This is a genomic window from Seongchinamella unica, assembly GCF_004354085.1.
Taxonomy (GTDB): Bacteria; Pseudomonadota; Gammaproteobacteria; order Pseudomonadales; family Halieaceae; genus Halioglobus; species Halioglobus unicus.
The window spans coordinates 780,534-795,712 of sequence record NZ_SMSE01000001.1; the positions used below are offsets into that span (position 1 = coordinate 780,534).

General features: G+C 63.1%; 15 protein-coding genes. 8 read left to right on the plus strand and 7 right to left on the minus strand.

The features are described from left to right. Positions 1-37: 37 nt before the first annotated feature. Both E2F43_RS03370 and E2F43_RS03375 read right to left on the minus strand, forming a co-directional pair. Positions 38-763, minus strand: coding sequence for a LytR/AlgR family response regulator transcription factor (locus E2F43_RS03370; protein ID WP_133209538.1), 726 nt, complete (start codon positions 761-763; stop codon positions 38-40). Beyond that, a complete protein-coding gene (locus E2F43_RS03375) occupies positions 760-1,860 on the minus strand; it encodes a sensor histidine kinase (protein WP_165954177.1) in 1,101 nt (366 codons plus the stop codon). The genes E2F43_RS03370 and E2F43_RS03375 overlap by 4 nt, the downstream gene beginning before the upstream one ends. A gap of 64 nt (positions 1,861-1,924) precedes the next feature. Here E2F43_RS03375 and argH point away from each other — a divergent pair, with 64 nt between their 5' ends. Then, positions 1,925-3,325, plus strand: coding sequence for an argininosuccinate lyase (argH, locus tag E2F43_RS03380; protein ID WP_133209542.1), 1,401 nt, complete (start codon positions 1,925-1,927; stop codon positions 3,323-3,325). A gap of 1 nt (position 3,326) precedes the next feature. Here the strand turns inward: argH and E2F43_RS03385 are convergent, their stop codons facing one another. Together E2F43_RS03385 and cyaY are read right to left on the minus strand one after the other, a co-directional pair. Further along, positions 3,327-4,292 carry a DUF3187 family protein gene (locus tag E2F43_RS03385; protein ID WP_133209544.1) on the minus strand — a complete coding sequence of 322 codons (966 nt, stop codon included), beginning with the start codon at positions 4,290-4,292 and terminating at the stop codon, positions 3,327-3,329. Then, complete coding sequence (gene cyaY / locus E2F43_RS03390; RefSeq protein WP_133209546.1) at positions 4,283-4,606, minus strand: iron donor protein CyaY; 324 nt, start codon at positions 4,604-4,606, stop codon at positions 4,283-4,285. The genes E2F43_RS03385 and cyaY overlap by 10 nt, the downstream gene beginning before the upstream one ends. A gap of 101 nt (positions 4,607-4,707) precedes the next feature. On the opposite strand from cyaY, the gene lptM reads away from it, so the two are divergent. From lptM to E2F43_RS03425, 7 genes are all read left to right on the plus strand, one after another. Then, on the plus strand, positions 4,708-4,857 hold the full coding sequence (gene lptM, locus E2F43_RS03395; protein WP_133209548.1) for an LPS translocon maturation chaperone LptM: 150 nt from the start codon (positions 4,708-4,710) through the stop codon (positions 4,855-4,857). A 16-nt stretch (positions 4,858-4,873) separates the two neighbouring features. Further along, complete coding sequence (gene lysA / locus E2F43_RS03400; RefSeq protein WP_133209550.1) at positions 4,874-6,124, plus strand: diaminopimelate decarboxylase; 1,251 nt, start codon at positions 4,874-4,876, stop codon at positions 6,122-6,124. A 2-nt stretch (positions 6,125-6,126) separates the two neighbouring features. Next, positions 6,127-6,957, plus strand: a complete 831-nt coding sequence (gene dapF, locus E2F43_RS03405) for a diaminopimelate epimerase (protein WP_133209552.1) — start codon at positions 6,127-6,129, stop codon at positions 6,955-6,957. Positions 6,958-7,022: 65 nt separating this feature from the next. Further along, positions 7,023-7,709 carry a DUF484 family protein gene (locus E2F43_RS03410; RefSeq protein WP_165954178.1) on the plus strand — a complete coding sequence of 229 codons (687 nt, stop codon included), beginning with the start codon at positions 7,023-7,025 and terminating at the stop codon, positions 7,707-7,709. Positions 7,710-7,715: 6 nt separating this feature from the next. Continuing rightward, positions 7,716-8,630, plus strand: coding sequence for a tyrosine recombinase XerC (xerC, locus tag E2F43_RS03415; RefSeq protein WP_133209556.1), 915 nt, complete (start codon positions 7,716-7,718; stop codon positions 8,628-8,630). A 1-nt stretch (position 8,631) separates the two neighbouring features. Next, positions 8,632-9,339, plus strand: a complete 708-nt coding sequence (locus E2F43_RS03420; RefSeq protein WP_133209558.1) for an HAD family hydrolase — start codon at positions 8,632-8,634, stop codon at positions 9,337-9,339. A gap of 96 nt (positions 9,340-9,435) precedes the next feature. Beyond that, on the plus strand, positions 9,436-10,404 hold the full coding sequence (locus E2F43_RS03425; protein ID WP_133209560.1) for a hypothetical protein: 969 nt from the start codon (positions 9,436-9,438) through the stop codon (positions 10,402-10,404). Here the strand turns inward: E2F43_RS03425 and glnK are convergent. The 3 genes from glnK to E2F43_RS03440 all read right to left on the minus strand — a co-directional run bounded on the left by glnK (position 10,401) and on the right by E2F43_RS03440 (position 15,174). Then, positions 10,401-10,739 (minus strand): P-II family nitrogen regulator, encoded by a 339-nt coding sequence (gene glnK, locus E2F43_RS03430; protein WP_133209562.1) that lies wholly within the window; start codon positions 10,737-10,739, stop codon positions 10,401-10,403. The two genes, E2F43_RS03425 and glnK, sit on opposite strands and share 4 nt — an antisense overlap. A gap of 80 nt (positions 10,740-10,819) precedes the next feature. Next, a complete protein-coding gene (locus E2F43_RS03435; RefSeq protein WP_133209564.1) occupies positions 10,820-11,863 on the minus strand; it encodes an efflux RND transporter periplasmic adaptor subunit in 1,044 nt (347 codons plus the stop codon). Between the two features lie 2 nt (positions 11,864-11,865). Next, complete coding sequence (locus E2F43_RS03440; RefSeq protein ID WP_133209566.1) at positions 11,866-15,174, minus strand: efflux RND transporter permease subunit; 3,309 nt, start codon at positions 15,172-15,174, stop codon at positions 11,866-11,868. Positions 15,175-15,179 lie beyond the last annotated feature (5 nt).

The following is a 15,179-nucleotide window of genomic DNA, read 5'->3' on the forward strand; positions in this document are numbered from 1 at the left end:
GGGTGGCCGCACATGATACCACCGCGCCGGGGCAGGATCAGCGCCTGGCGAGTCGTTGTTTGACTTCCGTCAGGTGACGCCGACTGATCGCCGGCGTGATCTCGACACCGTCCAGCACCACCTGCCAGGACCCATCCCGGTTCTTCTGCAGCCGCTGGATATGTTCCAGCGCGACCAGCGCGTTGCGATGGACACGTAAAAACTGCCCGGAAAACTCCTGTTCCAGGTCCTTGAGCGTATCGGGAATGAGCAGCTCCTGGCCCGGAGCCAGCGCGGTGACATACTTTTGCTCCGCAAGAAAGCAACGCACCTGAGCCACCAGCAGGGACTCGAGGCCCCGATGGGTTTGACTGCTCACCGAGCTGCGAGCCCCATCGTCGCTGCGCAGGGCTGCCAGTTGCAGTCGATTGACCCTGCCCGCACTGGCCAGCGCCTGCTCCAGCTCGGCCTCGCGCACGGGCTTCAGGAGGTAGGCCACGGCCTGGTGTTGCAGCGCCTGAAGTGCATACTCGTCATAGGCGGTGCAGAACACGATCGCCGGCGGCGATTCCCGCTGCTCCAGTTCCGCCGCCACTTCGATGCCATCCTTGCCCGGCATCCGAATATCCAGCAGCACCAGGTCGGGATCGGCGGTCGCCACCTGGGCCAGGGCCTCGTTGCCGTCGCCCGCCTGCAGGCAGGTCGCCTGCGGTCGAATATTGCCCAGCAGCCGCACCAGGCGCTCCCGGGCCAGCGGTTCGTCGTCGACCACCAGAATTTTCACAGCCCGCCCCCCGGGGCATAGCTGAGTTCCACCCGGAATAACTGTTCGCCGGGAAAGGTCTGCAGCGTGGCGGTAGCGCCATAGGTCGCCTGCAGGCGCTGCTCCACGTTGACCAGGGCCAGGTGATTGCCGCCGGGCTTTCCGCTACCGTCGGGCACCGGGTTTTCCACCTCTGCGTACACACGTTCCCCGTCAAGCCGCAGGGCAATGCGGATGCAGCCACCCTCGGGCAGCCGGGCGATACCGTGATACACCGCATTTTCCACCAGCGGTTGCAGTATCAGGCTGGGCATGGGTTGTGCCCTTACCCGGTCCGCCACCTGCCATTCGACCGCCAGCCGTTCCCCCAGCCGCAACTGTTCAATACCGAGGTACAGTTCGCACAGCCGGATTTCGTCCGCCACCGTGGTCTCGCCCCTGTTTTCCTTCAGGCTGGCCCGGAACAGTTCCGCCAGGTCCTCCACCGCCTGCTCCGCTGACTGTGGTCGCGACATGATCAAGCTGGCAATGCTGTTGAGGGTATTGAAGAGGAAATGCGGGCGTATACGCGAGCGCAACGAGTCCAGCCGCGCCAGCAGTTCCAGCTTCTCCTGCCTGCGCAATAGCTGTTGCAGATAGAAATAGCGCAGGACAATGCCGCCCATCACCAGTGCCACCAGCAGATTGCGCAGCATCCACCATCCCAGGTCGGTGGCCCCGGACAGCCGCGGAAACACCTGCAGGGCGATCATACTCGTCCCCGCGGTCACCGCCAGAATCAGGGCCAGGCTTAACAGGGTCGCCAGGGGTAGCTGCAGGCGGCTGAATGGCTTGCGGGTCCAGCACAGCAACAGGGCAGATACCAGTACTACCCACTGCACGAACAGCGAACAGCGGGCAAACAGGTCCCAGTTGAAGCGCGGTAAATTGCTGGCCCCCAGGCTGAACACCAGCACCAGCAATTCGGCGAGCAGCACCATGACAAAGACCGCGCGCGGTGCGCACAGGTCGGGAATAAAAAACTCCCCGGCGTCCGGTGTTCCCGAATCCCGTTCCCGCTCAGCCGGCACAGGCTGCATGGAGGCGCGCTGGTGAATACATAGCTGGTATACTTGCATCCCTTTTTCACCCGGACAAGATAAAAAGTCACGCCGGACAGGCTTTTGCACAACAGGACAGAAAATGAGCGAGCAACAGGACACCAGTAAACTCTGGGGAGGGCGCTTCAGTGAAGCCACTGACAGCTTTGTACAACGGTTTACCGCCTCGGTAAATTTCGACCAGCGCATGGCCGCCGAGGACATCGCCGGCTCTCTGGCGCACGCCGAAATGCTGTGCAAGGTCGGCGTGCTGAGTGCGGAGGAACTCAGGGAGATCCAGGACGGACTCGCCCGGGTGAGCCAGGAGATCGAGGACGGCAGTTTCCAGTGGTCCATTGAGCTGGAAGACGTGCACATGAATATCGAGGCACGGCTCACCGAACTGATTGGCATCACTGGCAAGAAACTGCACACCGGGCGCTCGCGCAATGACCAGGTGGCCACCGACATCCGCCTCTACCTGCGCCGTGCGATCGACCTGATCGGCGCGGAACTGACCCGGCTGCAGGCCGGCACTATCGAGCTCGCCGCTGCCAACACCGACACCATCATGCCCGGTTTTACCCACCTGCAGACGGCCCAGCCGGTCACCTTCGGTCACCACCTGCTGGCCTGGAACGAAATGCTGCAGCGCGACTACGGCCGGCTGATGGACTGCCGGGCGCGGATGAACCAGTCACCGCTGGGTGCCGCTGCCCTGGCGGGCACGACTTATCCCATCGATCGCGCACAAACAGCGCGCGCGCTGGCCTTCGACAAGCCCACCGAAAACTCCCTCGATTCTGTGTCTGACCGGGACTTTGCCATCGAATTCTGCGCCTTCGCTTCACTGCTGATGACCCACCTGTCGCGCATGTCCGAGGAACTGGTGATCTGGACCTCGGCGCAGTTCAATTTTATCGAACTGCCAGACCGGTTCTGCACCGGCTCATCCATCATGCCGCAGAAGAAGAATCCGGACGTGCCGGAACTGGTGCGCGGCAAGGTCGGCAGGGTCAACGGCCACCTGGTTTCACTGCTGACCCTGATGAAGAGCCAGCCTCTGGCTTACAACAAGGACAACCAGGAAGACAAGGAGCCGCTGTTCGACACCATCGACACCGTGCTGGATTCACTGCGCGCCTTCGCCGACATGGTACCCGCCATCAGGCCCCGCAAGGAGCAGATGCGGGAGGCGGCACGCTCCGGTTTTTCCACCGCCACCGACCTGGCGGACTACCTGGTGGGCCTGGGACTGCCCTTCCGGGATGCCCATGAGGTGGTGGGCAAGGCCGTCGCCCACGGCGTCGAGCATGACCTGGACCTGGCCGAGATGTCACTGGACACCCTGCAGGGATTCTGCACCGATATCGGGGAGGACGTGTTCGAGGTGTTGACGCTGGAGGGATCTGTGAGTGCGAGGGACCACCTGGGCGGTACCGCGCCGGCGCAGGTGGCCGCGGCGGCGAAACGCGCCACGGCGTTGCTGGCGGAAAGACACTAGGCTACCGCCGCCACCTCACCCCGGCCTGGAACACCACATCCGGCGCGGTCTCTACCTGGATATCCTCCACCAGGCTGACATCCAGCACCCAGCTTTCGGCAAAGCGCCAGCGGGCGCCCACGCTGAGCATGATCGCCGCGTCGCCGATGCCCTTGATATCACTGTCGGCCGGCGCAGCGTGGGCATCGACCTGCCCGAGCACAGACCATGACTCGCCGATGCGCCAGTCCAGGCCAAGGCCGGCGAACCACAGGTGCCGTTCCTGGATAGTTTCAATCAGCTCGCTTTCACCGGCATACAGGTAACCCAGCTGGCCGTGCCAGCGCAGTGGCAGGTCACCGTTATGGTCGCCTGAAAAGCGCAGTGCGAGATAGGCATCGGCGGCGCCGGAGCCGAGAAATTCGTCCTCATCCCCGGTGGCAAACTTGTAACCGGCAACGACGGCAGCGGCGGAGTTCCTGTCGGCAAGGAACCGGTAGCTGAGGGACAGGCTGGTGTCGCCGAGGCCCGAGCCGTCCTCCACCAGGGAAAAGTTGTCGGCACCCAGGTAGGTGTAATTCAGCAGATCCTGCTCTGCGTCGGAGCGTCCGCCATCAGACATGCCCCAGAAGTCATGCCATTTGTCGATCAGCGAATCCAGGCTGCCACCACTGTGTTCGAGCCAGGGGACTTCCAGCTGCAAATCCCAGTTATCGCCGAGGGCGTAGCGGGCTTCCAGCGCCAACCGGGAGGTTTCGCCATCCAGGTTGAGGAATTCCCCGGTCTTTGCCTCCACCACGTAGTGGCTGGCGATACTGCCGTGCAGAGCGAGGTCGAACTGGCCGGCGGGTGAAATATCGGCGCTGCGCTGGGCGGGAAGCCCCAGCAGGCCCGCTACCGGGCTCAGGTTCCTGACGTACAGCGGCTCCGCTGCCAGGGCACCCTGAGCCCCTGCCAACAGCGCCGGCAACACCCACTTCAAAGCCATTGAAAATCGATGTCCCCCTGGGATCTCATCTGCTCCACCACGAAGGGCCGGAACAGACTGCCGTCGCGGGTATTGCGCCAGTCCCCCGCTGCGGGGTCGTACTCGTAATGGAAGCCGCCGGCGCGAGCGGCGAACCAGAGCTGGCGCACCGGCGGCTGCCGGCTGAATACCATGGTGGTGCCATTCTCGAACTTCACGGTCAGGACACCGCCCCCTGCCTCGTAGTCGAGGTCACTGTCGACCTCATCCAGGGCCAGTTCCACCGCCTCGAAGGTCTGGTCAACCAGCTCGCCATATTCTGCTTCAGAAATCACGTCATACCATCCAGATTGTGCGTTGCGCACATGATACGGGCTGCTCGCACCGCTTACTACCGGCAGGTATAATCGCTGCTTTTGCACTTCGGGAACATCCCATGCGCTATCTCGCTGCATTGACACTGCTGGTCCTGCTGGGCGGCTGTGGCCAGACCGGCCCCCTTTACCTGCCCGACGAGGCACCGGAACCAGGGGCTCACGGCAACGCCAGTGACAACAGCGAAGAGCCAACTCCCGACGGCATGTAAACCAAAGAGACCTTCAATGGATTATTTCCCCTATCGGGACGGCGAACTTCACGCCGAGGGCACCCCCGTCAGCAAAATTGCCGAGCGCCATGGCACGCCTTGCTATGTCTATTCCCGCGGCGCCCTGGAGGCATCCTTCAGGGAGTACCAGGACGCCCTGGCCGGGTGTGAACACCTGATCTGCTACGCGGTAAAAGCAAACTCCAACCTGGCGGTGCTCGACACGCTCGCTCGACTTGGGGCCGGTTTCGATATCGTCTCGCTGGGCGAACTGGAACGGGTTATCGCCGCCGGTGGCGACCCGGGCAAAGTGGTATTTTCCGGGGTCGGCAAGAAGCCCCTGGAAATGGCCCGGGCACTGGAGCTGGACATCGCCTGTTTCAACCTGGAATCGGCGGCGGAGCTGGAAGTGCTGGCCGGGGTGGCCGCGCAACTGGCCAAAACAGCCCGGGTATCGGTGCGGGTCAACCCGGATGTCGATGCCAACACCCATCCGTACATCTCCACCGGGCTCAAGGAAAACAAGTTCGGTGTCACCATGGATGAAGCCATGGCGGTCTACCAACGAGCCGCAGAGCTGCCATTTATCGAGGTGGTGGGCGTGGATTGCCATATCGGCTCCCAGCTGACCCAGATCAGTCCCTTCATCGACGCCCTCAAGCGCCTGCTGGCACTGGTGGACGACCTGGCGGACCAGGGCATCGTGCTGCATCACCTGGACCTCGGCGGCGGCCTCGGTGTCTGCTACAGGGACGAACAGCCGCCATCGATCGGCGACTACATTGCCGCAGTGCGCGCAGAGCTGGGCGAGCGACCGCTCACCCTGGTGTTTGAGCCCGGGCGCTCAATCGCCGCCAATGCCGGCCTGCTCCTGACCCGGGTGGAGTACCTGAAGCGGACCCCGGAACACAACTTTGCCCTGGTGGACGCGGCCATGAACGACATGCTTCGCCCGGCCCTGTACCAGGCCTGGCTGGATATTCGCAACGCCCGCCAGCAGGCCAGCGCGGCCACTGAATGCTGGGAAGTGGTTGGCCCGGTCTGCGAAACCGGTGACTTTCTCGGCAAGCAGCGGGAGCTGAGTATCGAGCAGGGCGACCTGCTGGCGCTGTCGGGCGCCGGCGCCTATGGCTTCACCATGAGCTCCAATTACAACAGCCGGCCCCGTGCCGCCGAAGTCATGGTAGATGGCGATTCGGTGCACCTGGTGCGGGAGCGGGAGACCCTGGCTGATATCATGCGCGGTGAGCACCGCCTGCCGGACTGACCATGCTACTGAAATTCACCAAAATGCACGGCGCGGGCAATGACTTTGTCGTTATCGACCTGATCAGCCAGCACTGCAAGCTACGCCCCCGGGACATCCGCAAACTGGCGGACCGCCGCTTTGGTGTCGGTTGCGACCAGGTGCTGGTGGTGGAGCCACCGGGCAGCCCCGACGTGGATTTCCGCTACCGGATCTACAACGCCGATGGCGGCGAGGTTGAGCAGTGCGGCAATGGCGCGCGCTGTTTCGCCCGCTTTGTGCGCGACAAAAAGCTGACCAACAAGCGGGTGATTTCGGTGCAAACCGCCGCCGGGGTCATCGAACTGCGGGTGCGCGACAACCACCGTGTTGAGGTCAATATGGGCGCTCCAACACTGGACCCGCAGCAGATCCCCTTCGACGCAGAACAGCAGGCCGCCAGCTACACGCTGGATGTCGGCGACCAGACCATCGAACTGGGTGCGGTATCCATGGGCAACCCCCACGCCGTCACTCTGGTGGAGGACGTGGCAGCGGTGGATATGGCGCGCCTGGGTCCATTGCTGGAAAACCACCCGCGTTTCCCCCAGCGGGTCAACGCAGGCTTTATGGAGCTGGTATCGGACACCGAGATTCGTCTCCGGGTTTTCGAACGGGGCGTCGGCGAGACCCTGGCCTGCGGCACTGGCGCCTGCGCCGCGGTTGTGTACGGATTAAGCCGTGGCTGGCTGCGCGATACCGTGACAGTTAATCTTCCGGGCGGTAAGCTGTCCATATCATGGGCCGGCCCGGGCCAACCCGTGATAATGACCGGCCCCACCGCATCGGTGTTCGAGGGCACGATAAGAATCTGAGGCGCCACCCGCCTCCATCGAAGGCTCGCCGGGCGCAGCCTCCGGCAGACCAGGGGAGATACATCATGTCCAACGACCAGGCCGAGGCGATTGCCACTGTTCCAGAGCTCAGCGAAGAGCAGGTGCGCGACTACCTCAAGCAGAACGGCGATTTTCTGCAGCGCAATCCGGATATGCTGGATCACCTGCATATCTCCCACGCCTCCGGAAGTGCCATATCACTGGTGGAGAAGCAGGTCAGCGTATTGCGCGAGCGCAATATCGACATGCGTCACCGGCTCAACACCCTCACCGCCAATGCCCGTGACAACGACCTGCTCTATGAGCAGACCCGCCAGTTGATCCTGGCCCTGCTCGAGGCCCGCAGTGTCGACGCGCTGTACACAGCCTTCATGGACGCGATGAAAAACAGGTTCAAGGTCGATTACGCCAGCATGATCCTGTTTGGTGAAGCCACCGATGAAGGCCAGTGCCGGATGGAGTCGGCGGAAAAGGCCAGGATCGAGATAGGCGCCCTGCTCAAGGGCCGCAAACCGGTCTGTGGCGTACTGCGCAAGGACGAGCTCGCCTTCCTGTTTCCCGATGCCGGAGAGGTGGGATCGGCGGCGCTGGTGGCTCTGACCCATGGCGAGGAACTGGGCCTGATTGCCGTGGGCAGCGCAGACGCCAATCGCTACAGCGGCAATATGGGCACCCTGTTCCTCACCCATGTCGCCGATGTCATCGTTCGTCTCCTGCCGCGTCTCGGGTAGGCTGATGTGAGCACCACCCTGGCGAACGAATGCGCAGAGTTTATCGACTACCTGCGCGACGTACGCCAGCTATCGCCCCATACCCTGGAAAATTACCGCCGGGATCTCGCCTCGCTGCAGCGCTACAGCGAGGCCAACAACCGACCACAGGCCCGCGACCTGGATGAGGCGGATATTCGTGCCTGGGCAAGCCAGCTGCACCGCCGCGGCCTGGCCGGGAGCAGTATCCAGCGCAGTCTGTCGGCCGCTCGCTCCTTTTTCAACTATCTGGGCCGGATTAATGGCCATCCTCGCAATCCCGCCGCCAGCGTGCAGGCCCCGCGCAAACCGCGCAAATTACCCCGTACCCTCGACGCGGACCAGGTCGACCGCTACCTGGACTTTGCAGGCGGCGGCCCCACCGTATTGCGCGATCGGGCCATGGCGGAACTGTTCTACTCCTCCGGCCTGCGCCTGGCAGAACTGGGATCGGTGAATATTGACGATATTGACCACGGCGCCCGGCTGTTGACCGTCACCGGCAAGGGCAACAAGACCCGCACGGTGCCCGTGGGCGCCACTGCCCTGGAAGCCATAGACCAGTGGCTGGCGGTACGACCGCAAACCGCCGCCGACGACGACTCGGCAAAGGCGCTGTTTACCAGCAACCGCGGGCAGCGCATCAGCAGGCGCAACATACAGGCCCGCCTGAAACTGCAGGGACGCAAGTCAGGCATGCACCAGGACGTGCACCCACATATGCTGCGTCACTCCTTCGCCAGCCACATGCTGGAGTCCTCGGGCGATTTGAGAGCAGTGCAGGAATTGCTGGGGCACGCCAATATCTCCACCACCCAGATCTACACTCACCTGGATTTCCAGCACCTGGCCAGGGTGTACGATGCTGCCCACCCCCGGGCCAAGCGACGCAAACGCGACTGAGATGGGCATCAAGGTCATTACCTTCGATCTGGACAACACCCTCTGGGATGTGGATCCGGCACTCATCCGCGCCGAGGAAGCCCAGCGCCGCTGGTTGCTGGAGCACCGCCCGGGGGCGATTGAAAACTACGACCACGATGCCCTGTGGGAATTCAAGAAGTCCGTATGGAAGCGCCATCCGCAGCTACTGCACAATGTCAGCGCCATGCGCCGGCAGATGCTGCTGGAGTTGCAGTTGGCCGCTGGCTACTCGCAGGCCCAGGCGCAATCCGGCGCCGAGCAGGCCTTTGACGTGTTTCTCAACGAGCGCCACCGGGTGGAGCTTTACGAACAGGCCCTGGATGTGCTGCAGCAGTTGGCGGAAGAATTCAGCATCGGCGCATTGACCAACGGCAATGCCGATATCTACAAGACCGATGCCGGGGAATACTTCGACTTCGCCTTCCTGGCCGAGGATTTCGGAGCCAGCAAACCGGCGCCGGACATGTTTCACGCTGCCATGGAAAAATCCGGCGCGGCGGCGCACGAGATCGTCCATGTCGGCGACAACCCCGAGCACGACATCAGGGGCGCACTCGAGGTGGGTATGTACACGGTGTGGATCAACCTGAAACGGGAACCGTGGCCCGGCGGCCCGCCGGCCCATCGGGAAGTCACCGAGCTGGTCCAGCTCCCTGATGCTATTGCCGCAATCCGCGCATTACCCTGAGGCATGCAGCCACATTTGACAGCCTCCGGGGGCTGCTCTAACGTGACTGGCTACATTTTGCACCATCGAGCCCGGCCAACGCCGGCGTGGAGGCCCATGTTGCCAGGTCGCAGATTATTGCTGATTTCCGTTCTCGTCCTGTTGAGCGCATGCGGCCGGGAGACAGTGCCGCCGCAGGTGGCGGCGGATTCATCACCGCAGAGCGCATCTTCTGGTGCTCCCGGGCTGGTCACGATCCGTGCCGTGGGTATGAGTTTCCAGGGCCCGGAGACCATACCTGCAGGCTGGACTACCTTCCGTTTCGAAAACACCTCCGCCATGGTTCACTTTGCGATGATTGATCGCCCTCCGGCGCAGGTTGACCTGCAAACCTTCGACGAACAGCTGATGGCACCGTTCCAGCTGGCCATGGATGCCATGAACGCCAATGACGAGGCAGCAGTCAACGCCGCCTACGCCACGTTTCCGGCCTGGGTGGGTGATCTCGAGCGCCACGGCGGCCCGGGCCTGCTGTCGGCAGGGCTTGTCGGCCAAACCACGGTATTTCTGGCACCGGGTCGTTACGTCCTGGAGTGCTATGTAAAAACCGACGGTGTGTTCCACACCACCAGCCCCGGAAACGGGCAACTGGGAATGGTGCTGGAATTTACCGTAACCAGTGAGGACAACGGAGCCCTGGAACCGCGAGCCAATGCCCGCTTCACCCTCAGCAATAGCGGCATCACTCTCGAAGAAGGGGCTTTGCGCGCTGGCAGCAACACCATCAGGGTCGACTTTGCCGAGCAACAGGCGCTGCCCTCGTTCGTCGGCAACGACATTCACCTGTTGCAGTTGAGCGGACCCCGGGACCTCCAGGCGGCGGCCGAGTGGATGGACTGGCGCACGCCCGACGGGCTGCAGTCACCCAGCCCGGTCAGGTTTCTCGGCGGGATACAGGATATGGCGGCGGGCCGCCACGGCTACTTTTCAGTCGACCTGGAACCGGGGGATTACGCCCTGATGGCTGAGGTTCCGGAGCCGCTGGGCATGGGACTGGTACTGCCCGTTAGTGTAAGCGGGCCCTAGATCGCGTCTTCGCCGGTTTCGCCGGTGCGGATGCGAATGACCTGCTCGAGGTCGGAAACAAATATTTTGCCGTCGCCGATCTTGCCGCTGTTGGCGGTATTGGTGATGGCTTCAATGGCACTCTCCACGTCGCCGTCGGCAACGGCGATTTCCAGCTTCACCTTGGGCAGAAAATCGACCACGTACTCTGCACCCCGATACAGCTCGGTATGGCCCTTCTGGCGACCGAACCCCTTGACCTCGGTAACAGTGATCCCCTGAACGCCTATCTGGGACAGGGCGGCGCGAACATCGTCCAGCTTGAACGGTTTGATGACGGCAGTTACCAGTTTCATATGCGGGTTCTCCTTGTGTGAACGCGCCTAATCATAGGGGCATTTCAACCAAGAGTAAATTCGGGGGCAAACGAAGGGCGCTACTGCGGAGGCATGACCCTGTCTCCCGGGGCGAGCCCGGAGATCACCTCTACCATGCCTTCACCTGCCGGTTGCCCCAGGCGTACGAAGCGCCGGACCACCCCCGCCTCGCCGGCGACCCAGACCACATTCAACTGGCCCACTTCGGCCACCCGCTCCGCGGGCACCAGCATACGACTGCGCTCGCCGGCAGGTACCTGCACCCGGGCGTACATCCCCGGCAGCAGGTCGCGCTCCGCGGGCAACATAACCTTGATCAGGAAACTCCTGGCTCCGGGGTCGGCAGCGGGAACGATTTCCTCAATGATGGCGTCATAGGACTTTTCCACCGCCGGTACATCCACCCGCAGCACCTGCCCGGTCTGCAGCGACAGCGCGAGCTGCTCGCGCACCCGGGCCTCCACCCACAGGGAAAACGGATTGTAGAGAGACAGTAACTTGCTACCCGGTGAAGCCGTATCGCCGGGTTCGGCAAAGCGATCGACGACCCTCCCGGCGATGGGCGAGCGAATCTCGCTGAAGCGGACCGCCGTCTGCGCTTCCTCCAGTGCCTGGCGCGCCGAGGACAGGTCGGCCTCCAGTGACGCGGCGTCGGCACTGGCGGCATCGCGGTCGGCGACCGCTATCAGCCCGCGCTGGTGCAGTTCCTGTGCACGCTTCAGGTTCTGGCGGGCCTCGTTAAGCCGCGCCTCTACCGAGCGCACCTGGTCCTCCGCCTGCCGGGCCCGGGCCTCCAGGTCACTTTTTTCCAGCTCCAGCAGTAGCTGGCCCTGTTCCACGTAGTCGCCGGCGCGAACATTGATCCGGATGATGCGTGCCAGCAGCCGGGAAGAAATGATCGTCGTCTCCCGGGCTTCAACGGAGGCGGGCAGGCTTTCACTGACGGGGCCCCGGACCACTGTCACCGCGACTGCGGCGGCGTCATCTATCGACGCCGGTGGCGCCAGGTCCGGTTCGATTTTGTCACTGAAATAACCGGCCATCAGTGCCACCAATAACAGCAGGCCGACAATCGCCACCACCGGCAGCAACAGTTTTTTCATGGTCACGCTTCCTCTGGCGACACGGTAGCGGCCGCCGTACGCAGGTCAGGTTTATCGAACACCAGCAGGTACACAATAGGCACCACGATCAATGAGAAGGCGGTCGAGGCCACGATCCCGAAGATGATTGCCAGCGCCAGTCCGGCAAATACCGGGTCCAGGGTGATAATCAGGTTGCCGAGCAGGGTAGTACCGGCCGTCAGCAACACCGGACGCATGCGCACCGAGCCCGCCTGGAGCAGGGCATCGCGAATAGAAGCACCGGCATTCCTGGCCTGGGATATGAACTCCACCAGGATCAGGGAATTACGCACCACAATGCCGGCGAGCGCAATCATGCCTATCATCGCCGTGGCAGTGAATAACACCGGCTCCGGCGCCCCCGCGATCCAGCGTTCGCCAAACTGGTTCATCAGCCAGAAGCCGGGCATGATGCCGATCACCGTCAACGGGATCGACAACATGATGATCAGCGACAGGGAACTGGAGGCGGTCTGCACCCGCAGGACGAAAAATATTGCCAGCAGGGCAAACGCGTAACCCAGTCCCATGTCCCGGAACACATCCTTGGTGATACGCCACTCGCCCTCGCCGGTCCACTGTACATCGGTGCCCTCCGGCAGAGACCAGCCGTCTCCCGCCCCGCTGGACAGGAAGGTGCGGCCCTGCCAGTCGTCTCCCTCGCCCGCCGGTTGCCCCATGTCGGCATGGATGTCGGCAATAATCTCCGCCGGGGTTCGCCCGTTGAGCTCCGCCATCACATAAACGACCGGGCGCAGGTCCTTGCGGTGAATCATGGTGTCGGCAGAGCCGTGCTCGAAACGGCCCAGCTCTCCCAGCGCCACCAGCGGCTGTGGCGCCACCTCCAGGCCCTGGGCGGTATTCGACTTGGCCACCCCCTGCCTGCCCTTGACCAGCAAGCGCTGAAAGTCGTGATCTGACAGCCTGTCCCGGGGCTCCAGCCGCAACTCTATGGGCAGCGGGCGTGCTTCCCGTTCAAGCTGCAGATAGCCCGCCACATAACCTTCATTGGCCATGGCCAGGGTCTGCGCCACATCGTCAGCAGCAATACCGGAAAGGGCTGCCTTCTGGCGGTCAGTCACGAAACGCCGGCGCTGCCGGTCGGCCTCTATGGTCGAATCGATTTCGACCACGTGGGGCTCACGGGCCAGCCGCGCCATCAACGCGCGGGCACCGTCTTTCTGGATGTCGTAGGGCGTATGCGCCTCGCCGTAGATTTCCGCGACCAGGGTACTCAACACCGGCGGCCCGGGCGGGACTTCCACCACTTTCACGCTGATACCGTCGCGATTGAAGGGGGCGAGTAACTGTCGCAGGCGCAGGACCAGGCCATGGGACTGCTGCTGCCGCTCGGTCTTATCGGCCAGGGTAATCCGCAGATCGCCCAGGTGAGGCCCGATGCGCTGATAGTAACGGCGCACCATGCCATTAAAGTCGATGGCCGACGGCACCCCGACAAAGGCGGCCACCGCCTGCACTTCCGGTACCCGGGTCACAGTTTCGGCGACATCACGCGCCAGCGCGGCGGTCTGCTCGAGGCTGGCACTCTCGGGCATGTCGATCAACACCTGCACTTCGTTCTTGTTATCGAAGGGCAGCAGCTTCAGCGGCACCAGGCGAAACACCGGCAGCGCCGCAGTGACCATGAACAAGCCGAGCACCGCCCAGAGCACCCGCTTGGCAAGCTGGCGATTATCCAGCAGTGGCGCCATGATCCGGGCGTACACGCCCGCGCCTTCAGGGCTGTCCTGGGACACCGGTTGTTCCTTCAGCAGGCGGCAGGCCAGCCAGGGGGTCACCAGAAAGGCCACCAGGGTAGAGGTAATCACGCTGGCGGGGACGTTGAAGGCCATGGGCGCCATATAGGGCCCCATCATGCCGGTAATACCTGCCAGCGGCAGGAAGGCAAAGATAATCGTTACCGTGGACAATATCAGCGGCACCCGAATTTCGGCCATGGCGGCCACCACCCGGTCACCGACGGAGAGGTCACGTCGCCCCATAAACCGCGAAATATTATCGACACCGGTAATGGGGTCATCCACCAGCAGGCCGAGGGACAGGATCAGGGCGAACAGGGTCACCCGGTTGATGGTGTAGCCCAGGGCCATGTCCAGGGCCAGGGTAATGCCATAACAAATCGGCACCGCCAGGCCCACCACCAGTGCGGGTCGCCAGCCAAGGAATACGCCGATAAACACCACCACGGTAAAAATGGCGAAGCCCAGGCTGATACTGAGATTATTGACCTTTTCATCGGCGGTCTGGCCGTAGTCGCGCAGCACCTCCACCTGTACTTCCGGCGGCAGTAGCTCCTGCTGCATATCCGCCATGGCCTCGTGCACCGCCGCTGCCACGGATACGGCATTGGACCCGCGCTGCTTGGCTACCGATATCGCCACCATTGGCCGGTCAGCGATTCCGCCCCGCTCGTGCTGGGGGGCAAACCCGATCCAGGTGTAACTCTCGGCTTCCGCCGGGCCATCGACCACTTGCGCCACATCGCGCAGGTAGACGGGAGCACCGTCAATCACGTTAACCACCAGGCTCTGCAACTCGGCGACACTGCGGATGACATCGCCGGCCTCCAGCAGTACCGAATCGTTACCGACGGTCCAGTCGCCGGCGTCACGCAGCACGTTGGACACGGACAGCGCCATGACCACATCCTGCGCCGTGGTGTTGCGGGCGCCCATGCTCTCCGGGTCAATCAGTATCCGCACCGTCCGCGGTCGGCCACCGATCACGTTGACCTCACTGGTGGCCGGGATAGCCTGCAGGAAGGTGGAAACCTCCTCCGCCAGCCGCCGCAGCTCGAAATCGTCATAGCGCTGCGGATCATCGCTCCACAGCGCCAGCATCACGATCGGCACATCGTCCACTTCCACCGGCCGCAGCATCCAGTTACTGATCACCGGCGGCATTTGATGCTGGTTGGAATACAGCTTGTTGTAGGTGTTGAGCAGGGAGTCTTCGCGGTCCTCCCCGACGTGGAACCTGAGGGTGGCAGTCACCCTCCCCGTCGCGGTTGCGGAGTACACATGCTCCACGCCCGGGATCTGCGCCAGCAACTTTTCCAGTGGAATGCCGACCTGCCGTTCAACCTGGCGGGCACTGAGCCCCGCCGCCTCGACAATAACATCCACCATCGGCACCACTATCTGGGGCTCCTCCTCGCGGGGCGTGAAGGTCAGGGCGAGGAAGCCGGCGAGCAGACCGACAACAAAGATCAGCCTGGGCAGGCCACCGCCCAGGGTAGAGCGCACCAGTCGGTCAACGGGATGGGGCATGGATG